Genomic DNA, 21,624 nt, shown 5'->3' on the forward strand with positions numbered 1-21,624 from the left:
CGTCTCGTGCTATCAAACTCAGATGGCACCTGACGACGAACTGCGTTCCCTCGCCGAGACCTGGCTGGCGGACGACCCCGACCCGGCCACCCGCGCCGAGCTGACCCGGCTGATCGACGGCCTGCCCGGCACCGCCGCCGAGCTGCGCGACCGGTTCGCCGGGCCGCTCACGTTCGGCACGGCCGGGCTGCGCGGCCGGCTGAGGGCCGGGCCGAACGGGATGAACCTCGCGGTCGTCACCCGGGCCGCGGCCGGCCTGGTCACCTGGCTGGCCGCTCAGGGCGGCGAGGGGCCGCTGGTGATCGGGTACGACGCGCGGCACGGCTCCCGCGAGTTCGCCGAGAGGACCGCCCGGGTCGCGACCGGCGCCGGGCGGGAGGCGCTGCTGATGCCCGGGACCCTGCCCACGCCCGTCCTGGCGTACGCCGTGCGGGCCCTGGACGCCGTGGCCGGGGTGATGGTGACCGCCAGCCACAACCCGCCCCAGGACAACGGCTACAAGGTCTATCTGGGCCGCGGGCTCGGCGGTCCGGCCGGCGACGGCGCGCAGATCGTCCCGCCGGCCGACGCCGGCATCGAGGCCGCCATCCGGGCCGTCGGCCCCCTGGCCGAGGTTCCGCTGGGCGAGGCGGGCACGCTCATCGAAGACAAGATCATTGAGGGGTACGCCCGCAGCGCCGCCGCCACGCTCACCGAAGGCGGCCCGCGTGATCTCGCCATCGCCTACACCCCGATGCACGGCGTGGGTGGCAGCACCCTGCGGGCGGCGTTCGCGGCGGCCGGCTTCCCCGACCTCGCCGTCGTCGCCGAGCAGGCCGAACCCGACCCCGAGTTCCCGACCGTCGCCTTCCCCAACCCGGAGGAGCCGGGCGCGATGGACCTGCTGCTCGCGCTCGCCCAGGGCACCGGGGCCGACCTGGCCATCGCCAACGACCCGGACGCCGACCGGTGCGCCGTGGCCATCCCCACCGCCGACGGTGGGTGGCGGCCGCTGCGCGGCGACGAGCTGGGCGCGCTGCTGGGCGACTGTCTCATCCGGCGGGGCGTCCCCGGGACGTACGCGACCACGATCGTCTCGTCGCAGTTGCTGGGCCGTCTGTGCGCGGCCCGGGGCGTGCCCTACGCGGAGACGCTGACCGGCTTCAAATGGATCGTGCGGGCCGCGGAGGAGCTGGCCTACGGCTACGAGGAGGCGCTCGGTTACTGCGTCTCTCCGTCGCTCGTGCGCGACAAGGACGGCATCACGGCCGCCCTCACGGTGGCCGAGCTGGCGGCCGGGCTCAAGGCCGAGGGGCGCACGCTGGCCGACCGGCTCGACGAGCTGGCCGTCGAGTTCGGGGTGCACGCCACCGACCAGCTGTCGGTGCGGGTCGACGACCTGGCCGAGATCGGGGCGGCGATGGGGCGGGCCCGCAGCGCGCCGCCCGCGACGCTGCTCGGCGCCCCGGTGGTCACTTCCGACGACACCGCCAACAACGTGCTCACGTTCCGCACCTCGTCGTCGCGCGCGGTCATCCGCCCGTCGGGCACCGAACCGAAGCTCAAGGCGTACCTCGAAGTGGTCGAACCGACCGGCGAGGGTGACCTGACCGCCGCCCGCGCCCGCGCGGCGGCCTCGCTGCTCACCCTGCGGCAGGAGATCGCGGCGGCCCTGGGCGTCTGAGTTTTCGCCGGGCGCACGGTCACTCGCGCGCCCGGCAAACACCCGTCATGCCGGCTTGGGAGCGCCCAGAGCGGCCGTGATGGCCCGGCCCAGCGTGGCCACCACCAGGGCGACCGACGGGCGGACGATCGAGTCCTCCAGGTTGGCGCTGCCCGAGAAGCCGGCGCCGGCGGCGATCTGCTCGAGCCGCTCGTGCGCCTGGGCCGCCTCCTCGGCGGGCAGGCGCAGGGCCGGCTCCATGCGGGTCGCCACGAGCAGCGTGGCCAGGGCGGCGGTCCGCTCGTCGGTCGGGCCGTCGCTGGTCAGCGCCTTGGCCAGCCGGCCCCGGATCTCGGCCTCGAAGGCGGGGTCGGTCGTCGGGTAGCGGTGCACGTGGATGAAGCCCTGCTGGGTCTCGTCGACGTCCTGCACGACGCCGCGGGCGCACAGGTCCTCGAGCACCCGGGTCCGCAGGCGGTGGCGGAGCCGCTGGAGCCACTGGGCCGGGGTGTGCGGCTCGTCCTCGGCGGCCTTGGCGAGGACGGCGTCGGCGATGGGGTCGCCGATCGGCCGGTTGTCGATGACTTTGAGGTAACCGTCGACGTACGCGACACGTCCCGCCAAGGCGAGATCGACCAGCACAGCCGCGGCCATGCCGAGGTCGAGCCCGATACGGGATCCGGTCGCCTTGCCGGTCTGGTCGTCGTACGCGAGGAGGAGCAGTTCCTCGGCGAGCGCGATGGAGGTCATGGCTCGAAACGATAGTGTCCCCAGTCACGCAGACCGATCGTCAGGACGGTTATATCCCGGTTGCTTCCTTATAGAGTCACGCCCGTGCAGGCCATCATCGCAACCCTCGGCTACGTGCTGTCCCCCGCCGGCGACGAGGTGCTCATGATCCGACGTGACACCCGCCCCGACGACCTCCACTACGGCAAGTACAACGGCCTCGGCGGCAAACTTTCCCCCGACGAGGACGTCGTCTCAGGCCTGCGCCGCGAGATCTTCGAAGAAGCCGGCATCACCTGCGACGAGATCGACCTGGCCGGCACGATCTCCTGGCCCGGCTTCGGCCGCGAGGGCGCCAACTGGTTCGGCTTCCTCTTCCGCATTCCACGTTGGAGCGGCACCCCCTTGACCGCCAACAACGAGGGCAGCCTGCACTGGGTACCGCTGAAGAAGATGCTGGCCGGCGAGATCCCCATGTGGGAGTCCGACCACCACTTCCTCCCTCTGGTCTTCGCCGACACCCCCACCGTCTTCCACGGCGTGATGCCCTTCACGAACGGCCAAGCCACCAGTTGGTCGTACACCTAAATCCCTAACCGCAACCAAAGTCGCACTTCGCCCGCAAATGAGTTGAGCCCGGTTTTGCAGCGCCGCGGGGTGTGCGGCGTTGCAAAACCGGGCTCAACTCATTTGCCCCAAAGGGCGAAGTGCCCGCCGAGCGAAGCGAGGCCAGCCAGCTCAGCAGCGCAAACCGCTGAGCCCGACCCACTAAAACCGCCGCATCCCCCCGAACTGCCGATCCCCCGCATCCCCCAGCCCAGGAACGATGTACTTCTTCTCGTTCAACCCTTCATCGATAGACGCCGTAACCAGCCGCAACGGCAGCCCCGACGCTTCCAGCGCCGCGATACCCTCCGGCGCCGCCAGCACGCAGCAGATGATCACGTCGGTGCACCCCCGGTCGACCAGCAACTGGCAGCAGTGCAGCAGCGACCCACCGGTGGCCAGCATCGGGTCGAGCACCAGAACGGGCTGCCCCGAGAGATCACCCGGCAGCGACTCCATGTACGCCCGCGGCTCGTACGTCTTCTCGTCGCGGGCCAGCCCCACGAACCCCATCGACGACTCGGGCAGTAGCGCCAGCGCCGAGTCGGCCATGCCGAGCCCCGCGCGCAGCACCGGGACGATCAGCGGCGGGTTGGCCAGCCGCGTGCCCTCGGTGGCGGCCACCGGCGTGTCGATCGGGTACCGCTCGGTGGCGAAGGAGCGGGCCGCCTCGTAGACGACCATGGTGGTGAGCTCGTGCAGGGACGCCCGGAAGACCCCCGAGTCGGTGTCGGCTTTGCGCATCGCGGTGAGCCGGGTCTGGGCGAGCGGGTGATCTACAACGAGTACGTCCACGGGCACAACCTACCGGTCATTCAAGATCAACTGTCGGGGGCCCGCGTAGAATCCCTTTCATGACTGCGACAGCGACGTCAAGGCTGTCCGGCCTGCCCGATTCCACCTCTGATCTCCGGACTTTCCTGCACGGACTGCCCGGCGTCGACAAGGTGGGCGTCGAGGCCAGGGCGGCGGCGCTCGGCACCCGATCGGTGAAGACGACCGCCAAGGCCCACGCCATCGACCTGGCCATCCGCATGGTCGACCTGACCACCCTCGAGGGCGCGGACACCCCGGGCAAGGTGCGGGCCCTCTCGGCCAAGGCCCTGCGGCCCGACCCCTCCGACCCGACGTGTCCCCCGGTGGCGGCCGTCTGTGTCTACCCGGCCATGGTCCCGTTCGCGGCCGAGGTGCTGGCCGGCTCCGGCGTCCACCTGGCCAGCGTGGCCACCGCCTTCCCGTCCGGGCAGGCGCCGCTCGACGTCAAGCTGGCCGACACGCGCGACGCGGTCGCGGCCGGTGCCGACGAGATCGACATGGTGATCAGCCGGGGCGCCTTCCTGGCCGGCGACTACGGCAAGGTCTTCGACGAGATCGTCGCGGTCAAGGAGGCGTGCGGGCCGGCCCACCTCAAGGTCATCCTCGAGACGGGCGAGCTGGCGACGTACGACAACGTGCGCCGCGCCTCCTGGCTGGCCATGCTGGCCGGGGCCGACTTCATCAAGACCTCGACCGGCAAGGTCCCGGTGGCGGCCACCCTGCCGGTCACCCTGATCATGCTCGAGGCGGTGCGCGACTTCCGCGCGCGTCATGGGCGCCAGGTCGGCGTCAAGCCCGCCGGTGGCATCCGTACGACGAAGGACGCCATCAAATACCTCGTGATGATCAACGAGACGGTGGGCGACGACTGGCTCGACCCCGACTGGTTCCGCTTCGGCGCCTCCTCGCTGCTCAACGACCTGCTGATGCAGCGCACCAAGCTCACCACCGGCCACTACGCCGGTCCGGACTACTTCACCCTGGACTGAGGCCGATGTTCGAATACGCACCCGCCCCCGAGTCCCGCTCGGTCGTCAGCATCGCCCCGTCCTACGGGCTGTTCATCGACGGCGAGTTCGGCGAGGCCAAGGACACCTTCAAGACGATCAACCCGGCCACCGAGGAGGTCCTCTCCGAGGTCGCCCTGGCCGGGCCGGAAGACGTCGACCGGGCGGTCGCCGCCGCCCGCCGCGCCTTCGAGGGCTGGTCGGCGCTGCCCGGTTCCGAGCGCGCCAAATATCTGTTCCGGATCGCCCGGATCATCCAGGAGCGCTCCCGCGAGCTGGCCGTCCTCGAGTCGCTCGACAACGGCAAGCCGATCAAGGAGTCCCGCGACGTCGACCTCCCGCTGGTCGCCGCGCACTTCTTCTACTACGCGGGCTGGGCCGACAAGCTGAAATACGCCGGCTTCGGCCCCGATCCGCGCCCGCTGGGCGTGGCCGGACAGGTCATCCCGTGGAACTTCCCGCTGATGATGCTGGCCTGGAAGATCGCCCCGGCGCTGGCCACCGGCAACACCGTGGTGCTCAAGCCGGCCGAGACGACGCCGCTCTCGGCGCTCTTCTTCGCCGACGTCTGCCGCCAGGCCGAGCTGCCGCCGGGCGTGGTCAACATCGTCACCGGCGCCGGCGACACCGGGCGCTACCTCGTCGAGCACCCCGACGTCAACAAGGTCGCCTTCACCGGCTCGACCGAGGTCGGCCGGGCCATCGCCCGCTCGGTGGCCGGCACCGGCAAGAAGCTCACGCTCGAGCTCGGCGGCAAGGCGGCCAACATCGTCTTCGACGACGCGCCGATCGACCAGGCCGTCGAGGGCATCGTCAACGGCATCTTCTTCAACCAGGGCCACGTGTGCTGCGCGGGCTCGCGGCTGCTGGTGCAGGAGTCGATCGCCGAGGAGCTGCTCGACTCGCTCAAGCGCCGCATGTCCACGCTGCGTGTGGGCGACCCGCTCGACAAGAACACCGACGTCGGCGCGATCAACTCCGCGGCCCAGCTCGCCCGGATTACCGAATTGTCGGAAATAGGCGCCGGCGAGGGCGCCGAGCGCTGGTCGCCGGAATGTCAGCTGCCCGACCGGGGCTTCTGGTTCGCGCCGACGATCTTCACGGGCGTCACCCAGGCCCACCGGATCGCCCGCGAGGAGATCTTCGGGCCGGTCCTGTCGGTGCTGACCTTCCGGACCCCGGCCGAGGCGATCGAAAAGGCCAACAACACGCCGTACGGGCTGTCGGCTGGCGTCTGGAGCGAAAAGGGCTCCCGGATCCTGGCCGTGGCCGACAAGCTGCGGGCCGGCGTGGTCTGGGCCAACACGTTCAACAAGTTCGACCCCACGTCGCCGTTCGGCGGCTACAAGGAATCGGGGTACGGCCGCGAGGGCGGCCGTCACGGCCTGGAGGCGTACCTTGCCTGAGTCATCGGTGCGCCTCTCCGTGCGCAAGACCTACAAGCTGTACGTCGGCGGGAAGTTCCCCCGCAGCGAATCAGGACGGACCTATCTGGTGGACGGCGACAACGTCTCCCTCGCCTCCCGCAAGGACGCCCGCGACGCGGTCGTGGCCGCCCGGGCGGCTCAGCCGAAGTGGGCCGGCGCGACGGCGTACAACCGGGGTCAGGTCCTTTATCGCGTCGCCGAGATGCTCGAGGCCCGCCGGGCCGAGTTCAAGGCTCTGGGTGTCAAGGGCGCCGAGGTGGACGCGGCGGTCGACCGCTGGGTCTGGTACGCGGGCTGGTCCGACAAGATCGCCCAGGTCGCGGGTGGCGCCAACCCGGTGGCCGGGCCGTTCTTCAACATCTCGGCCCCCGAGCCGACCGGCGTCGTCGCCGTGGTCGCCCCGCCGTCGCTGCTCGGCCTGGTCAGCGTCGTCGCGCCGGCCGTCGTCACCGGCAACACGGTCGTGGTGATCGCGGCCAACCCGCAGGCCGCCGTCACCCTGGCCGAGGTGTTCGCGACCTCCGACGTGCCCGGCGGGGTGGTGAACGTCCTGACCGGACACGCCGCCGAGATCGCGCCCTGGCTCGCCTCGCACGACGACGTCAACGCGATCGATCTCTCGGGTGTCGACGACGCCGAGCTCGCCACCGAGCTCGAACGCGCCGCCGCCGGCACGCTGAAAAGGGTGCTGCGGCCGTCCGCCGCGCCCGACTGGTCGGCCGATCCCGGCGTGGGCCCGATGACCGCTCTGCTCGAGACCAAGACGGTGTGGCACCCGAAAGGTTTCTGATCGTTCATAAACGGTCATTTCAAAAGTGCGGGGGACGGTCAGTCAGCACCCAGGCGCGCCCATTAGGGTGTGTCCGCAGACTCACCGTCCCACAGCCCATTCAACGCGGAGGTCACCGTGGCCAGCCAGTCCGACGAGCCCGAGGCGCAGACCGCCTCCACTGACGGGGCCTCCGGCACGCAGCTGTGGGAAGAGGTCGGCATCGAGCCGGTCGAGATCGCGCTGCCGGCCGGCGTCGGCATCACCCTCCGCGCCTATCGCAAGGCCTCCGAGATCACGCCGACCGAGACCGCCGCCGAGGAGGACGACCTCTTCGACTCGCGCAAGCGCGGCGACGCGGCCGAGGACGACGACGAGGAAGTCATCGTCGACGAGGAGTTCCAGGCGCTGCTGGCCGAGGACGACAAGGACAAGGCCGTGGGCGACGCCGACGAGCCCGACCCGGCCGACTTCGAGGACGAGGCGACCACCCAGGCGGAGGATGAAGAGGTACCCCTCTTCCTGAGCCACAAGGGCCGGTTGCTCGCCTTCAAGACGCCCGAGTCGCTGGTGTCCTTCATTCGTTCGGGTGCTCCGCACGACCTCGCACAACTCGACTCCTGGGCCACCCTGGCCGACCGGGTACAGTCGACGGACATCGACCCGCAGCCGGACGACCGCTACGAGCTCGACCTCGTGGTGGAAAACCTGCGCGGCGGGCACGACACGTGGGATCTTCCACTGCTCATCGCCGCCGGCGAGGTGGCCCGCGACCTGGGTCACGCGCTCCGGCTCAAGCCGGTGATCCTGGCACTGTCGCCGGGCTCGCCCCTCGATGACCTGGACGAATCCCTCCGTTCCGCGGAAAGCGGTGGTATGGGCGGATTCTTCGGTCGTCGCCGATTGAAGAAAATCGGGGCACAACAGGCAAGTCTCGGCTGGCGCTCGGTAATCGGCAAGATCTCTGCCGCTGTGGACTGGCGCGACTGACCCCTCACCAGGGAGCATCAGTCCTTGGCCACCGACAGCAATGGGAAGTCCCGGGGAGGGGAGGACGACGCCGTGGCGCTCGTGCGCGTGTACTGCGGTCTGGCGTCGGCTGATGAATCGGTACGTGGGGCCTCGGCTCCGCAGCTGACCATCGCCGTGGTTGACGACGCAGGACGACTGCTCGGCGTTCACGAGATCGGCGACGATCCCGGCGGGTACGCCGAGCTCGGTTCGCTGCTCGTGGAACGGACGAGTGGATTCACCGACGCCGCGGTCGCCGCCGACAGCGACGACCACCTCGTGACGTCGCTTCTCACCGCGGCCGGCCGGCCGCTGGTCGTGGCCGACGACGACACCACCGACGACTTCGCCGAGCGCTTCGCCGACGACGACTCCGTCGAGGAGATGCAGGCCCCGCCCGCCGCCCGGCGGGCGGTCGGCCTGGCCCGGGCCCTTCAGGCCGGCGCCCTCACCGCGAGCGGCATGCCGGTCTCGCGCGAGCTGATCAGCTACAAGCCCGTCCTGGCCGCGCACGTCGCGCTGCTGAACGGCCGGCACGCGGCCGCCACCGCCCTGCGCGAGGTCCTGCGCGAGCTCTACCCGGCGGCCCTGCGGGCCTATCCCGACCCGTCCCACCCGCTCGCGCTCTCCGTGCTCGACGCGCTGCCCGAGCCCGGCCGGCTCACCGCCGAGGGCGACTCCGAGCGCGCCGCCGAGCAGGTCGCCCGCGAGCTCACCCGGGCCGGCGCCGGCACCGAAGACGAGATCATCGCGGCCGTCACGGCGCTGCACGTCGCGATCAGCGAGTCGCCGCGCCGCGGCGGCATCAACAAGTCGCTCGCCCCCGCCGCCGGTGAGACGGTCCGCCAGGCCGTGGCCGCGGTCCGCGCCTGCGACGCGGCCTGCTCGTCCTTGATCGGCACGATCGCGGCCCGCAGCACGCCTCCGGCCGGTGTCGGCCGCCGCAGTGCCCGCCGCACCCCCGAGCCGGCGTCGCTCCAGGCGGTGACGGCCTTCGGCCGCCGCGGCCGTCCCGAGCCCGCCACCACCGGCAGCGGCCCGGCCTCGCCGCAGCCGCTCACCTCGCCGCCGGTCGCTCCCGACCCGATCGGTCCGCCGCCGCTGGCGCCGTCCCCGGTCGCGCCCCGCCCGTCGGCCCCGGCCGCCGCGTTCCCCAACCGGGCGCCGAGCAGCCGGCCCGTGTCGGCCCCGGCCAGCCGCCCGGTCTCCGGCCCGGGCAACCGGCCCATCTCGACGCCGCCGCCCCCGCCCGGCATGACGCCGATCACGCCGGGCTCGCGCCCGGTGCCCGGCTCGCGCAACCCGGTGGCGCCCACGTCGTCCCCGTCGGCGCCGACCTCACCGTCGTCGTTGCCGTCCCGGTCGTTCCCGGCCGCGCCCTCGTTCCCGGCCGCGTCTTCGGCCACGCCCTCGTTCCCGGGCGCCCCGACCTCCGGCTCCTCCTTCCCGGCCGCGTCGGTGTCACCGGGCGCCTCGGCTCCCTCCTCGGGTGCGCCGACGCCGGCCGAGACCGGTCAGCCGTTCCGGGCCACGCTCACCAACGCGGCGATCAACAACGCCCGCGCCGAGCGTCAGCGCACGGTCATCCCGCCGCGCCCGACGACGACCCGGCCGTCCGCCTCGACGCCGCCGAACAACAGCGCCACCGACTACTCGCTGCCGATGCCGGCCCAGCGCCCCGGCGGTCCCGAGGCCGAGCCCGGTTCGCGCGCCAACTGGCCCTTGCTGAACAGCGGCGCCGACGACACGGCGACCATCCCGGCCGCCTCGACGAGCTCCCCGCCGGCCGACGGCCGGGTGCGCCCGCCGTGGCAGGACATGCCCAAGGAGCCGCCGGCCCTGCGCCTGGTCGACACGGGCAACAGCCTCGACGCGACGGTCACCGACCTGCCCGCCGTCACCGAGCCGCCCGCGCTGCGCCTGGTCGAGGGCGAGGCCCGCCGCAACGCGGCCCGCCGCGTCCCCACCGGCACGGCCACGAGCTCGACCCTGACGGCGCTCGACCGCAGCATCGCCCCGCCGGTTCCGGCCGACAGCAACGACGGCGACCTGCTGATCTTCGCCCAGGCCCGCTCGGCCTGGTTCACCGGCCACACCGAGCAGACCGACAAGCTCGACTGGACCAACCCGAACGACACCGGTTGGCGGGCGGCCGAAAAGGCGGCCACCCCCGAGGTGGCGGCCGAGACCGCGGCGGGCCTCCCGAAACGGGTCCCGCAGGCCAACCTCGTCCCCGGTTCCCCGCTGCGCGAGGAGCGCCCGCTGCGCATCGTCCGCGACGCGGCCAGCATCGCCGCGCACACCACGGGATACTTCCGGGGTTGGCGCCGGGGCCAGGAGATCGGCGGCTTCGCCATGGGCGGCCGCCCGGGCCGCGAGTCGGCCGGCGGCTGGGACTTCACCCGCGACGGTGGCCAGGGCGAAGAGAACGAATTCCGCAACGACAACGCGGGCTACGGCTCCCGCTGACAGCTGAGACGGCCGGCGCTCGGGTTCTCACCGAGCGCCGGCCGTCGCTGTTTCAGCTCTGGCGGTCCTGCCAGGTGCACAAGCACACCCGGTTGCCCTCCGGGTCGGCCAGCACCCAGAACGCCGGCGCCTCGGCATCGCTGACGAGGGTGCCACCGGCGGCCACGGCCGCGTCGATGCGGGGCTGCACCTGGGCCGGCTCCAGCCAGATGTCGGGGTGCCAGCGCTGCCTCGGCTCCTCCGAGCCGGACTCCTGGAACCAGATCGCCGGGTGCACATCCGCCGGATCCACCAGGTCCTCCTGGCCCTCCGGCGTCTCCATGGCCATGATCGCGGCCCAGAACGGCCGCACAGAGGCGTACGCCGGTGAGTCCAGGCCCCACTCCAGGCGGGAGACACTGGCGCTCTCCAGGCGCACACCGGCACCCGAGGCGATCGACGAGACGGCCCGGGCCAGACGGATGTCGCGCTGGGTCACGCCGCGGCTGTCATGGCTGGTCAGGCGGATGTCCACCGCCGCGTAGCGCAGGGTGACGTCGGGGTGGTGGTTCATGCGTTCGGCGACCTCGCCGATGGCGTTCACGATCTTCAGGCCGGTGGCGAAGTCGCCGGTGTGGACGCGGGTCTGCAAGCCTCCCGGCACGTAGACCCAGCCGTCGAGCTTCTCCTCCGCGATCTGCCTACCGTTCAGCACAGTCATTCCCTCATGCTGCCGCCATCAGCCCATCGGCGCGATCCGGTTGTTGCGGATGTGCTCGTAGACGATCGACGTGCGGACGTCGGCGACCTCCGGCCGCTCGGTGAGCCGGTCGATGACGAACGCGTAGAGGCTGTCGTTGTCGGGCACCGCCACGTGCACGATGAAGTCTTCGTTGCCGGTGGTCACGTAGACCCCGAGGGTGTCGGGCAGGGCGCTCACCCATTCGCGGAAGGCCTCGATGTTGCGCCGGGACGGCGGCCGGATGCGGACGGCGATGAGCGCCTGCACCGGACGGCCGATGGCCGGCAGGTCGACGTCGAGGATGGCGCCGCGGATGATGCCACGGCGGCGCAGGGCCCGGGTGCGGTCGAGGGCGGTGGTGGCGGAGACGCCGACGGCGGCCGCGACCTCACGGTTGGTCTTCCGTGCATCCGACTGCAACTCGCGAAGGATCGCCGTATCAAGTTCGTCCAGATCCGCCATTACGGACCTCTTTCCGAGATTAGTACGGATCAATTGCCGTACAACCTTATACCTGCCTAGCATTTCGGAAGAGCAACCGGCAGAAGAACGGACGAAGCGATGATTGGATTTACCGCCGAGGAGATCGACCAGGGCGCGCCCACCCGCGCCGCCCGCCTCAAGTGGGTCGTGGTGGTCGACGCCGGGCTCGCGCCGGGCCGCGCGGCCAACGCGGCCATCTGCACGGCCGCGGCCACCTCACGGGCCGTGGAGGGGCTGCTGGGCGACGACGCGGTCGACGCCGACGGCGGCACGCATCCGGGGCTGCCCTGGCTGGGCTGCACCGTCCTGGCCGCCGACGCGGACACTCTGCGGACCATCCGCCGCAAGGCGGCCGCCCGGGCCGACTTCTTCGTGGCCGACATGCCGGCCGCCGCCCAGCACACCCGCGTCTACGCCGAATATCTCGACACCGTGAAGGAGACCCCGGCCGAGAGCATCGACTACTACGCGGTCAGCATCGTGGGCCCGCGCAACCCTCTCGACAAGATCGTCGGCAAGCTGCCGCTACTCGGGTAGATCGAGCGCCTTCGCGATGTTCCACTCGGCCAGCTGGAGCATCCAGTCGCGGTCGGGGAAGTCGGTCTCGGCGATCCGCAGCGGCCCTTCGATGAGCGCCAGCACCTGCGCGTACCGGTAGAGCTCGAGACGATCAAGGTCAAGAGCGACAGGCCTCAGGCGGTCGTACGACGGTCCGAAGCGCAGTTGCAGAAAGGCATGCTCCCACTCGACGTCGAAATACGTCACGCCCTCGATATCGATCACCACGGGTTCCCCGTCCGCCCCGATCAGGACGTGATCCGGCCCGAGCTCGCCGTGCACCAGTCCGTACACCTCGCGGGGCCGCACCGCCGCGTGCAGCCGCCGCAGATGGCCCTCGATCCGCGGCGCCGCCTCCGCCAGCCGCCCGTCCCGGCCCACCACCGCACCGAGATGGACCAGCGCCCGATCGAGAATGACGTCCTGCGCCGCCCGCACGCCAGAACGACTCACCGTGCCGGCGGAAACCGGCTCCGCCGACGCAAAGGGATGTGGCTCCGCCGGCGCAGAGGGATGTGGCTCCGCCGGCGCAAAGGGATGTGGATCCGCCGGCGTGAAGGGGTGTGGCTCCGCCGGCGCGAAGGGCAGCGGCTCCGCCGGCGCGAAGGGCAGCGGCTCCGCCGGCGCGGCGGACGGCGGCCGGGTCGCCGAGATGAGCCGGCCCCAGGACGGGGCGGTCGTGGTGTGCATGCGCCGCAGCGCGTCACCGAGCTCGGCCAACGGCGCCTCGGCGGCCGCGGCGTCGCGCTCCATCAACGCCTCGAGCTTCTCGCCACCCGCGTCCTCGACGAGAGCCAGCCCGGCGTCCCGGTCAAGCCACAGCAGGTGGGGCACGCGGACCCGCGCGGCCACCAGAGCCGCGTGGTTGGCCACGAACAGTTCCAGCCCGGAAGCGTCGGTGAACGGGTCGTCGGGCACGGTCGGCGACGGCGGCCAGTAGTTCTCGTCGTCCGCCCACACGTAGAGGATCACCGTGGCGCCGTCGCCGAGCCGCAGCCGGTAGACGCCTTTCTTCGTGCCCCCGGTCAGCCGGTCGAGCGCGACCGGCGGGCTCCCCAGCGCTTCGGCCACCACATCGGACACATCACCAAGCGTGAGGAAGGTACGCACGATCGACGATCATCGGCGCTGCCGGGCATGACCGCAACCGAATTCGAGCACGCAGAAGCCCCGCTCCGACTCAGCGGAGCGGGGCTTCAACCGATCGTCAGGCGGGCGCTACCGCGCGCGAGCGACGCATCGTCAGCACATACTCCACGAGGGAGATGAGGACGTTCTTCGTCGACTCACGGTTGCGGGCGTCGCAGCTCACCACCGGGACGTCACTCGAGATCGCCAGAGCGTCCCGAACGTCCTGAGCGTTGTGATACTGCATGCCGTCGAAGCAGTTGATCGCCACCAGGTACGGCAGGCGGCGGTGCTCGAAGAAGTCGATGGCGGCGAAGCAGTCGGCGAGCCGACGCGTATCCACCATCACGACGGCACCGATCGCGCCCCGGACCAGCTCGTCCCACATGAACCAGAACCGCGTCTGGCCGGGGGTACCGAACAGGTAGAGGATCAGGTCACGGTCGATGCTGATCCGGCCGAAGTCCATGGCGACGGTGGTCGTCATCTTGCCCGGCACCTGCCGGTTGTAGTCGACACCCACGCCGGCCGAGGTCATGATGGCCTCGGTCGTCAGCGGGGTGATCTCCGAGACCGACCCGACGAGCGTCGTCTTGCCAACGCCGAACCCACCGGCGATGACAATCTTCGCCGATGTAACCCGTCCCGCGGAGGGACGGGGCGACATGTCAGAGCCTGCGAAGTCCACTCAGCACCCTTTCCAGCAGTTCCGTGCCTACCGCGTCGGTCTCGTCTTCCAGCGAGGTGGGCTCGTACACCGAGACCAGGCCGTCATGGGCCATGTCGGCGACGATGACACGAGCCACACCGAGCGGCAGTTGCATGCGTGCGGCGATCTCGGCCAGCGACTGAACTCGGCCGCCGTCGCACATCGCCGCGATGTACTGATGCTCGCTTCCACCCTGCCCGCCGCGGGACATTCCCGAACGCCCGCGGACGGTTGTCTCGACCAGCGCTTCCAGCGCTATCTCAAGCTTCGGCCGGGTCCGACCGCGGGTCACGGCGTACGGTCTGACTAGTGCGCCGGTCGGCTCATCGCGTTCGGGCATCGTCACCGCTCACCCCTTCCTCGAACCCTTAGAAGTGTCTCTTGTTGTCAAAGCTTTGAACAGCGGCCGAGTGCTCCGGCACACTGCCCGTTCAGCCCAGTACCGGTTCAGCCCAGCACCCCGGCCGCGGAACGCGGTGCGGGGGTCAGCGCCTCACCGACGCGGTCGACGAGGAGGGCCATCTCGTAGCCCACCTGGCCAACGTCGCAGCTACGAGCCGCGAGCACCGCGAACGAGGAGCCATCGGAGATCGACATCAGGAAAAGGAACCCGTTGTCCATCTCGACGACCGTCTGAAGAACAGCGCCACCCTCGAAGCACCGCGCGGCGCCCTGGGTGAGGCTCACAAGGCCGGAGGCGATTGCCGCCAGCTGATCGGCGCGGTCCCGCGGAAGGTCCCGCGAGGCCGCCAGGAGCAGACCGTCAGCGGAGACCGCGATCGCATGTGCGACTCCGGGAACGCGGTCGGCGAAGTTGGCCAGCAGCCAACCGAGATCCTGCGTAGATGTCATGCCTCATGCTCCTTGCCAGCCTGCGAGGACTGCTGCCCTCCCGGAGTCTCCTCCGGGTTGGTCGAATCTTTGGTGCGGCCGCGCTGCACACCGCGGTGGTACGCGGACAGGAGCCCGCGAACACCCTCGGGGGTGCGGCGCTGAGCGGGGTCGCTGCCCCGATCGACACCACCGGGAACGAGCTGCGCCATCGGCGTGCGCTTGGGCAGACCCGCGGTGGTCGTGGTGTCCACCCGAGCCTCCGCCGCCGCCTGCGCGGCCTGCCAGCCCTCGTCGGCCGCGGTGCGCCACGGGTTGGTGGCGACGCTGCCGTTGGGGCCGCTGGTCGAGCCGGCGCCGTTGGAGGCACCGACACCAACAGTAGCGGGGGTTTGGTCGCGCGACTCGGGCGAGACCGCCTGCTGCGGCACACCGAGCGTGCGGGCCGGCTCCCCGGTGGGGATCCGCTGCGAGGTCACCGGCTCGTCGATGCCGTTCGAGGACGGTTTCGACGGCTCGGCCGGGCGGGCCGTGGTGAACCAGGCCGACTCGAGCTCCCGGAAGATCGGCAGCTCCATCGTCTCGTCGGCGAACTGGCCCTGCCCGTTGTCGCGCTGCCGGGCGGCGGCCTGCGCCGCCGCGATCTGCGCGGCCGCGGTGGCCTGAGCCTCGGCGGCCTGAGTGGCCGCCAGCTCGTGCGCGGCCCGGGCGGCCGCGGCGGCCCGCTGGGACTCACCCTGGTCGGCTGCACCGGAGACCGGAGTGGCCGAGACCGGGGTGGCCGAGACGGGCATGCCCGACACGGGGTTGGCCGGCGGCGCGGACGACGGGATCGGCGCGGTCTGCGGGTTCGTCGGGCGCTCGACCTGAGGCTCGCCACGCTGCTCCGGACGGTACCGGGGAAGCTCGGCGGTCATGTCGAGGGCCGCGGCGAGACTCTCCGGCACGTGCGGCGTGTGGCCCTGGTCGCGGTCGGAGGCGACCGGCGGCCACGCGGGCGGCGAGGCCGGAGCGGCCGAGACCGGGTCGTTCGACGGCGGGGTGGAGACCGGCGGGCCACCGTACGGCGGCGCGGACGGCACCGGCGGGGCCGACACGGGCGGCACCGGAGGAGCCGAGACCGGCGGCACGAACGGGTTGCGTCCCTGGGTCTCCGGGTTGGCCGGAAGCTGGCGCGGGATGGTGGCGCCGAAGCCGTTGGCGTCGCCGCCGGGCGGGAAGCCGTCACCGTTGCGCCGCTGCGGCAGCCCGTCCGGGCCGGCGAAGCCCTGCGGCCCGTCGAAGGCCGGCGGAGCGTCGAAGCCCTGCGTGCCGTTCAGGCCGCCACCGTTCAGGCCACCGCCGTTGAAGCTCTGCGGGCTGTCGAAGCCGCGCGGAGCGTCGAAGCCCTGCGGCTGACCGGACGGGCCGGCGGGCAGCGGCGGGATCGGCTCGTTGCTGCGGGGGCCGTAGAAGCCACCGCTGCCGTTGCTGCCGTTGGCGCCGCCGCCGTTGAGGCCGTTGAGCGAGCCGTTGGAGCCGAAGCCGTTGGCGCCGTTGGACGGCGTGCCGGTCAGGTCGGACCAGGCCGGCGCCGAACGCCCGTTGGTGCCGAGCATGCCGCCGTTGTTCATCGGCGGGTTCGGGTCGAACGGGCGGCCGGTCGGATATCCGCCGTGCCCGCTCTCGAGGGCCAGCGGCTCGGACATGCCCTGGCGGCCCTGCTGGTCGTAACCGGCACCGACGGCCTGCATGCGGCCGGCGGTGGCGGGCTGCGCGCCACCGGTCAGGACCGAGAGCGGCAGGCCGACCTCGGCCACCGTGCCCCGGTCGGTGTCGGCCGGGCGCAGCTCGACCTTGACGCCGTGACGGTTGGCCAGCCGGGCGACCACGACCAGGCCCATCATGCGGGAGACGGCCACGTCCACCGTGGGCGGGTTGGCGAGCCGCTCGTTGAGGTCGCGGAGCTGCTCACGGCTGATGCCGATGCCGCGGTCCTCGACCGTCAGGATCGAACCCTCGCCCAGGCGCCGGGCCTCGACGATGACCGTCGAGTTGGGCGGGGAGAAGGCGGTCGCGTTGTCGAAGAGCTCGGCGACCAGGTGAACCATGTCGTTGACGGCGTGCGCCGCCACCTCGATGTCCCGGTCGATCATGCCGAACTCGATGCGGGTGTAGTGCTCCACCTCGGACTGAGCGGCGCGGAGCACGTCGATCAGGGCGGCCGGCTCGCGCTGCACGCGGGTCGAGTCGGCGCCCGCGAGGACCAGGAGGTTCTCGTCGTTACGCCGCATTCGGGTGGCGAGGTGGTCGAGCTGGAAGAGCTCGGCCAGCCGGTCGGGGTCTTCCTCGCCGCGCTCCAGCCGGTCGAGGTGACCGATGAGCCGGTCGACCAGGATCTGGGAACGGCGGGCGAGGTTGACGAACATCGTCGCGACCGAGGCCCGCAGGGCGGCCTGCTCGGCCGCGGTGCGCACCGCCTCGAGGTGGACCGCGTTGAACGCCTCGGTCACCTGACCGAACTCGTCCCGGCTACGCACCGGCAGCGGCTCGGCGATCTGGTCGGCCACCTGGGCCGGGGTGAGCGAAGTGGAGAGCTGCGGGTCACGCAGCCGGCTCACCGCGTGGGGCAGGCCGAACTGGGCGACCGACAGGGCGCCCTGGCGCAGCTCGCGCAGCGAGCGGGCCATCGACCGGGCCACCAGCCAGGCGAACAGGATGGCCAGCAGCAGCATGCCGAGCAGGATGCTGGTCTCGATGAAGACCCGCCGGTTCACGTCGTTACGCAGGTCGGTGGCCTCGGTGACGATCTGGGCGTCCATCGTCTGCTCGACGGCCCGGAACTCCTGGCCGTAGCCCAGCATCGCGGCGTCCCAGTTCGGCGAGTTGAACGGGATGGCCTTGGTGTTGACGCCCTGCAGGGCCATCAACGGTCCGCTGTAGTTCAGAGCCTTCCGGCCGGCCTCGGTGTCGAAGATGCGGTCGAACGCGTCGATCTCGCTCTGCGTGCCCACCGAGCGCAGCGTGTCGCCCGCGAGCTCGAAGCCCGTGTCCGGGAGGAGATAGTCACGGCGCAGCGGGTTGGTGAGGTCGCCCTCGCCGACGATCTTCTGGCCGACGTCGCGCTGCTCCGCGACGTATTCCTTGGCGCGGGCCACAGCGGCCACGGCGCGAAGGTGGTCGCCGAGGGTCGTGTCGTTCGAGAGCTGGGCCGACACGTCGCGCACGGCGAGCAGGTCGCCGATCAGCTTGTCGTACGTCTCCTCGGTGAGGGCCGTCGTGCCGGAGTTCTGGTTCGAGATCTGGCTGCGCTTGGAGGGCAGGTCCTCGAGGTTGCGGTCGAGCCGCAGCAGCAGCGTGGCGACCTTGTCGGGCACGTCGTCGAGCGACGCCTTCTGCTGCGAGTAGGGCACCTTGGCCGCGTCGACCTTCGCGTACTCGGCGTTGTATGCCTTGCGAGCGTTGGCCTTGACCTGCGCGCTCATACCCTTGGTGTTGAGGATGATGCCGTAAGCGCGTTCGTTCTGCAGGTGGTCGACGAGACCACCGGCCGCTTCCGACAACACCGCTAGGTTGCGCGCGCGCTCCGCGTTGCTGGCTTCCTCGATGTGGTCGACCAGGCCGCTGACGCCGACGATGATCGTCGCCAGGGTGGGAACCAACATGATCAAGCCGAGCTTCGACCAAATCGGCAGATCTCTAAGCCGATCGGCCGGCCGACGGAGACGCGACATGACGCCGGTCGCCGTCTCGGGGCGCTTGCTCACGTCACCGTCCTCCTGATTCGGGCCCGGCATTCGGCTCGCCGGGCGCCGCACACGGCCGACTGCCGCGTCGGGCCCCCGAGATTCCATCACGACGAGTGTCAAAGAGAAAGGGCCATTGAACACGGACCGGTTGTGTGACGCGATGTCGGCGCGTTGGAACCGGGCTGTCTCACTGGCTGTATAGGGGTGCGTTCCTCAGAGTCACTCGTGTCGATCGACGAGTCGCGGGGGTGACGCTCGTCGAACGCGCCCGATCGTAGTGGATCGCGGCAGGAGGAACGATGTCGCGGTCCGACCCGATCGGCAAGGTGAGATGCCCGATTTTGCAGTGTTTGTAGGGACCATTCTGACCGAACGGATGAGTGTCACCGCCGAACCGGCAGGCCCGCTTGCCGAACGGAGTCAGCTGATCAACTTGGCGTAACCGGGCTTGATCACGTCATTGATGATGGCCAACCGCTCGTCGTACGGGATGAAGGCCGACTTCATCGCGTTGATCGTCAGCCACTGCAGTTCCGCCCAGCCCCAGCCGAACGCCTCGGAGAGCAGCGCCATCTCGCGCGACATCGACGTGCCGCTCATCAACCGGTTGTCGGTGTTGACGGTGACCCGGAACCGCAGATCGTGCAGCAGGCCGATCGGGTGCTCGGCGATCGACGGCGCGGCGCCGGTCTGCACGTTCGACGACGGGCACAGCTCGAGCGGGATCCGCTTGTCGCGAACATAGGCGGCCAGCCGGCCGAGAACCGTCTCGCCGCCCTCAGGCGTACCCGTGATGTCATCGACCAATCGCACACCGTGACCAAGGCGGTCGGCGCCGCACCACTGGATGGCCTGCCAGATCGACGGCAGGCCGAAGGCCTCGCCGGCGTGAATGGTGAAATGGAAGTTCTCGCGCTGGAGGTACTCGAACGCGTCCAGGTGACGGGTGGGCGGGAAACCGGCCTCGGCCCCGGCGATGTCGAAACCGACCACACCACTGTCCCGGTAGCGCACCGACAGCTCGGCGATCTCCTGGGAGCGGGCGGCGTGGCGCATCGCGGTCAGCAGCACGCCGACCCGGATCGGGGTGCCCAGCCCGGCCGCCTCGGCCATGCCCGCCGTGAAGCCGGCGTTCACCGCGTCGACCACCTGGTCGAGCGTCAGTCCGCGCTCCAGGTGCTGTTCGGGGGCGTACCGCACCTCGGCGTACACCACCCCGTCGGCCGCCAGGTCGAGGGCGCACTCCTTGGCGACCCGGAAAAGACCCTCCTCGGTCTGCATCACCGCGACCGTGTGGGCGAACGTCTCCAGGTAGCGTTCCAGCGAGCCCGAGTCGGCGGCCGCGACGAACCAGTCGGCCAGCGCGGCCGGATCGGTCGTCGGCAGCTCGTGTCCCACCGCCTCGGCCAGTTCGACGATGGTCGAGGGGCGCAGACCACCGTCGAGGTGGTCGTGCAGCAGCGCCTTGGGCGCCGGAACGATGTCGGAGTAAGCGATGGCGGCCATCAGCCGAGCCTAGAGGCAGGAGACGAATGATCGACGGCGCATTGCCGTACCTGCGGTGCCCGGTTTGCCGCCAGGGCCTCCGGCGCGACGACAGGCGGCTGCTCTGCCCCCTCGGGCACAGCTTCGACATGGCCAGGCAGGGGTACGCCGATCTCACCGCCGGCCGCATGCCGCATGTGGGCGACACCGCCGAGATGGTGGCCGACCGCTCGTCCTTCCTCGCGGCCGGGCACTACGACTTCATCGCGGACGCTCTCGGCGCCGAGGACGGCCTGATCGTCGACGCCGGCACGGGCACGGGCTTCTATCTGGGAAAGATCCTGGAGAAGGCGCCGGAGGCCACCGGCCTCGGCCTGGACGTGTCCAAGCCGGCCCTGCGGCGGGCGGCCAGGGCGCACCCGCGCGCCGCGGCCGTGCTGGCCGACCTCTGGCGCCCGCTGCCCATCGCCGACGGCGCCGCCGCGATGATCCTGAACGTGTTCGCGCCCCGCAACGGCGCCGAGTACCGCCGGATCCTGCGCCCGGGCGGCGTGCTGGTCGTGGTCACCCCGGCCGCCGACCACCTGGCCGAGCTGATGCGCGGCGTGATCCGGGTCGACCCGGACAAGGCCGAGCGGGTGAGCGATGCTCTCGGCGAGCACTTCAGCGCCGGCACGGCGAGGACGGAGCGCCGGACGCTGCGCCTGAGCGCGGCCGAGGCCCGTACCCTCATCGGAATGACCCCCGCCGCCCGTCACGTGCCCACCGAGGCCCTGCCCACCGGTGAGGTCACCGTCACGGCCGCGGTGGAGATCACCACCTACACCGAGAGGTCGACCTCTTCCCACTCGGCCGGTTTGTCGTGATAGGGGCCGTGGAAGACCACGGCCCACTCCAGCGCCCAGCGCCGCTGCCCGATGGCGTTGGCGTCGATCTCGCCGGGCAGCGGCAGGCCGGTCTGCTCGCACTCCTGAAACGCCCAGTCGAGGCAGTAGTAGAGATCGAGCAGGACGGCCGCCTCGATCGGGTCGCGGGGTGACATCAGCGACCGCGACCGCCAGCTGTTGAAACTCTCACCAGCCGGCAGATCCGGCATCTGCGACATGAACCGGCCCTCCGGCGGCGCGGTCGGGTCGAGGTGACGGGCCAGCCCGAGCAGCCAGGCGAGGGCGAACACCGCGTCGTGGTGCAGCACGAACGAGCGGTGGTCGCCCTTGGCCCCGATCACGAACTGCCACTCGGGCGGTGTGACGAAATCGACCAGGTGCGAGCCGAGCAGCCAGCTCATGGCGGCCTCGGTCGGCATGCCGAAACAGCGGGCGACCACCACGTGCAGCACCGCCGTCCGCGCCTCGATCTCGGCCGTCGGTCTCAGCTCGATGGCGTCGCCCGCCTCCCACACCAGGGGGAACCCCGCCGGGGGCAGCGGCAGGCCGAGCCGCCGCAGCTCGTCGAGGCTGGCCTCGCGAACGGCGTGCGGATCGGGGGCGGCCTTCGTCATGGTG

At 71.1% G+C, this 21,624-nt stretch carries 20 protein-coding genes; 9 read left to right on the forward strand and 11 right to left on the reverse strand.

Annotation, left to right across the window (positions count from 1 at the left end; all coding sequences use genetic code 11):
• Positions 1–22 precede the first annotated feature (22 nt).
• Positions 23–1,663: a phospho-sugar mutase gene (locus ACQP2X_RS45760; protein WP_498692441.1), complete on the forward strand. Its 1,641-nt coding sequence runs from the start codon at positions 23–25 to the stop codon at positions 1,661–1,663.
• Between the two features lie 45 nt (positions 1,664–1,708).
• Here the strand turns inward: ACQP2X_RS45760 and ACQP2X_RS45765 are convergent, their stop codons facing one another.
• Positions 1,709–2,392 (reverse strand): GOLPH3/VPS74 family protein, encoded by a 684-nt coding sequence (locus ACQP2X_RS45765; protein ID WP_498692442.1) that lies wholly within the window; start codon positions 2,390–2,392, stop codon positions 1,709–1,711.
• An 84-nt stretch (positions 2,393–2,476) separates the two neighbouring features.
• Between ACQP2X_RS45765 and ACQP2X_RS45770 the strand changes: the two genes are divergently transcribed.
• The gene (locus ACQP2X_RS45770) at positions 2,477–2,959 is read left to right on the forward strand and encodes an NUDIX hydrolase (RefSeq protein WP_498692443.1); all 483 of its coding nucleotides are present in this window, start codon (positions 2,477–2,479) and stop codon (positions 2,957–2,959) included.
• Between the two features lie 180 nt (positions 2,960–3,139).
• Here ACQP2X_RS45770 and upp read toward each other — a convergent pair whose 3' ends face one another.
• On the reverse strand, positions 3,140–3,772 hold the full coding sequence (gene upp, locus ACQP2X_RS45775) for a uracil phosphoribosyltransferase (RefSeq protein WP_498692444.1): 633 nt from the start codon (positions 3,770–3,772) through the stop codon (positions 3,140–3,142).
• A gap of 59 nt (positions 3,773–3,831) precedes the next feature.
• Between upp and deoC the strand changes: the two genes are divergently transcribed.
• The 5 genes from deoC (at position 3,832) to ACQP2X_RS45800 (ending at position 10,476) form a co-directional block, all read left to right on the forward strand.
• On the forward strand, positions 3,832–4,782 hold the full coding sequence (deoC, locus tag ACQP2X_RS45780; protein ID WP_498692445.1) for a deoxyribose-phosphate aldolase: 951 nt from the start codon (positions 3,832–3,834) through the stop codon (positions 4,780–4,782).
• Between the two features lie 5 nt (positions 4,783–4,787).
• Positions 4,788–6,206, forward strand: a complete 1,419-nt coding sequence (locus ACQP2X_RS45785; protein ID WP_498692446.1) for an aldehyde dehydrogenase family protein — start codon at positions 4,788–4,790, stop codon at positions 6,204–6,206.
• A complete protein-coding gene (locus ACQP2X_RS45790) occupies positions 6,199–7,017 on the forward strand; it encodes an aldehyde dehydrogenase family protein (RefSeq protein WP_498692447.1) in 819 nt (272 codons plus the stop codon). Before ACQP2X_RS45785 ends, ACQP2X_RS45790 begins: the two co-directional genes overlap by 8 nt.
• 117 nt (positions 7,018–7,134) lie before the next feature.
• A complete protein-coding gene (locus ACQP2X_RS45795; RefSeq protein ID WP_498692448.1) occupies positions 7,135–7,986 on the forward strand; it encodes a SatS C-terminal domain-containing protein in 852 nt (283 codons plus the stop codon).
• A 72-nt stretch (positions 7,987–8,058) separates the two neighbouring features.
• Positions 8,059–10,476: a transposase gene (locus ACQP2X_RS45800; protein WP_498692449.1), complete on the forward strand. Its 2,418-nt coding sequence runs from the start codon at positions 8,059–8,061 to the stop codon at positions 10,474–10,476.
• Between the two features lie 52 nt (positions 10,477–10,528).
• Here the strand turns inward: ACQP2X_RS45800 and ACQP2X_RS45805 are convergent, their stop codons facing one another.
• Both ACQP2X_RS45805 and ACQP2X_RS45810 read right to left on the reverse strand, forming a co-directional pair.
• Complete coding sequence (locus ACQP2X_RS45805; RefSeq protein WP_498692450.1) at positions 10,529–11,176, reverse strand: 4a-hydroxytetrahydrobiopterin dehydratase; 648 nt, start codon at positions 11,174–11,176, stop codon at positions 10,529–10,531.
• A gap of 18 nt (positions 11,177–11,194) precedes the next feature.
• Entirely contained in the window at positions 11,195–11,659 is a 465-nt protein-coding gene (locus ACQP2X_RS45810; protein ID WP_498692451.1) for an Lrp/AsnC family transcriptional regulator, read from the reverse strand.
• 99 nt (positions 11,660–11,758) lie between these two features.
• On the opposite strand from ACQP2X_RS45810, the gene ACQP2X_RS45815 reads away from it, so the two are divergent.
• Positions 11,759–12,217 (forward strand): DUF2000 domain-containing protein, encoded by a 459-nt coding sequence (locus tag ACQP2X_RS45815; RefSeq protein ID WP_498692452.1) that lies wholly within the window; start codon positions 11,759–11,761, stop codon positions 12,215–12,217.
• Here ACQP2X_RS45815 and ACQP2X_RS45820 read toward each other — a convergent pair.
• The 6 genes from ACQP2X_RS45820 to ACQP2X_RS45845 all read right to left on the reverse strand — a co-directional run bounded on the left by ACQP2X_RS45820 (position 12,206) and on the right by ACQP2X_RS45845 (position 20,140).
• A complete protein-coding gene (locus ACQP2X_RS45820) occupies positions 12,206–13,351 on the reverse strand; it encodes a phosphotransferase (RefSeq protein ID WP_498701266.1) in 1,146 nt (381 codons plus the stop codon). The genes ACQP2X_RS45815 and ACQP2X_RS45820 overlap by 12 nt on opposite strands.
• 94 nt (positions 13,352–13,445) lie before the next feature.
• Positions 13,446–14,033 carry a GTP-binding protein gene (locus ACQP2X_RS45825; RefSeq protein ID WP_498692453.1) on the reverse strand — a complete coding sequence of 196 codons (588 nt, stop codon included), beginning with the start codon at positions 14,031–14,033 and terminating at the stop codon, positions 13,446–13,448.
• A gap of 1 nt (position 14,034) precedes the next feature.
• Positions 14,035–14,415: a DUF742 domain-containing protein gene (locus ACQP2X_RS45830; protein WP_097318707.1), complete on the reverse strand. Its 381-nt coding sequence runs from the start codon at positions 14,413–14,415 to the stop codon at positions 14,035–14,037.
• 107 nt (positions 14,416–14,522) lie between these two features.
• On the reverse strand, positions 14,523–14,927 hold the full coding sequence (locus ACQP2X_RS45835) for a roadblock/LC7 domain-containing protein (RefSeq protein ID WP_014447580.1): 405 nt from the start codon (positions 14,925–14,927) through the stop codon (positions 14,523–14,525).
• A complete protein-coding gene (locus ACQP2X_RS45840; protein ID WP_498692454.1) occupies positions 14,924–18,652 on the reverse strand; it encodes a sensor histidine kinase in 3,729 nt (1,242 codons plus the stop codon). The genes ACQP2X_RS45835 and ACQP2X_RS45840 overlap by 4 nt, the downstream gene beginning before the upstream one ends.
• A 402-nt stretch (positions 18,653–19,054) precedes the next feature.
• On the reverse strand, positions 19,055–20,140 hold the full coding sequence (locus ACQP2X_RS45845) for an adenosine deaminase (RefSeq protein ID WP_498692455.1): 1,086 nt from the start codon (positions 20,138–20,140) through the stop codon (positions 19,055–19,057).
• Between the two features lie 26 nt (positions 20,141–20,166).
• Between ACQP2X_RS45845 and ACQP2X_RS45850 the strand changes: the two genes are divergently transcribed.
• A complete protein-coding gene (locus ACQP2X_RS45850; RefSeq protein ID WP_498692456.1) occupies positions 20,167–20,985 on the forward strand; it encodes a putative RNA methyltransferase in 819 nt (272 codons plus the stop codon).
• Here ACQP2X_RS45850 and ACQP2X_RS45855 read toward each other — a convergent pair.
• On the reverse strand, positions 20,940–21,620 hold the full coding sequence (locus ACQP2X_RS45855) for a DUF4272 domain-containing protein (protein ID WP_498692457.1): 681 nt from the start codon (positions 21,618–21,620) through the stop codon (positions 20,940–20,942). The genes ACQP2X_RS45850 and ACQP2X_RS45855 overlap by 46 nt on opposite strands.
• Positions 21,621–21,624 lie beyond the last annotated feature (4 nt).

The organism is Actinoplanes sp. CA-131856 (assembly GCF_050956135.1).
GTDB lineage: Bacteria > Actinomycetota > Actinomycetes > Mycobacteriales > Micromonosporaceae > Actinoplanes.

Bases quoted from the DNA above. Each gene is read 5' to 3' on its own strand.
- ACQP2X_RS45845 (WP_498692455.1), bottom strand. From the start codon at position 20,140: ATGGCCGCCATCGCTTACTCCGACATCGTTCCGGCGCCCAAGGCGCTG.
- ACQP2X_RS45765 (WP_498692442.1), bottom strand. From the start codon at position 2,392: ATGACCTCCATCGCGCTCGCCGAGGAACTGCTCCTCCTCGCGTACGAC.
- ACQP2X_RS45805 (WP_498692450.1), bottom strand. From the start codon at position 11,176: ATGACTGTGCTGAACGGTAGGCAGATCGCGGAGGAGAAGCTCGACGGC.
- ACQP2X_RS45850 (WP_498692456.1), top strand. From the start codon at position 20,167: ATGATCGACGGCGCATTGCCGTACCTGCGGTGCCCGGTTTGCCGCCAG.
- ACQP2X_RS45825 (WP_498692453.1), bottom strand. From the start codon at position 14,033: ATGTCGCCCCGTCCCTCCGCGGGACGGGTTACATCGGCGAAGATTGTC.
- ACQP2X_RS45835 (WP_014447580.1), bottom strand. From the start codon at position 14,927: ATGACATCTACGCAGGATCTCGGTTGGCTGCTGGCCAACTTCGCCGAC.
- ACQP2X_RS45815 (WP_498692452.1), top strand. From the start codon at position 11,759: ATGATTGGATTTACCGCCGAGGAGATCGACCAGGGCGCGCCCACCCGC.
- deoC (WP_498692445.1), top strand. From the start codon at position 3,832: ATGACTGCGACAGCGACGTCAAGGCTGTCCGGCCTGCCCGATTCCACC.
- ACQP2X_RS45785 (WP_498692446.1), top strand. From the start codon at position 4,788: ATGTTCGAATACGCACCCGCCCCCGAGTCCCGCTCGGTCGTCAGCATC.
- ACQP2X_RS45830 (WP_097318707.1), bottom strand. From the start codon at position 14,415: ATGCCCGAACGCGATGAGCCGACCGGCGCACTAGTCAGACCGTACGCC.
- ACQP2X_RS45810 (WP_498692451.1), bottom strand. From the start codon at position 11,659: ATGGCGGATCTGGACGAACTTGATACGGCGATCCTTCGCGAGTTGCAG.
- ACQP2X_RS45855 (WP_498692457.1), bottom strand. From the start codon at position 21,620: ATGACGAAGGCCGCCCCCGATCCGCACGCCGTTCGCGAGGCCAGCCTC.
- ACQP2X_RS45760 (WP_498692441.1), top strand. From the start codon at position 23: ATGGCACCTGACGACGAACTGCGTTCCCTCGCCGAGACCTGGCTGGCG.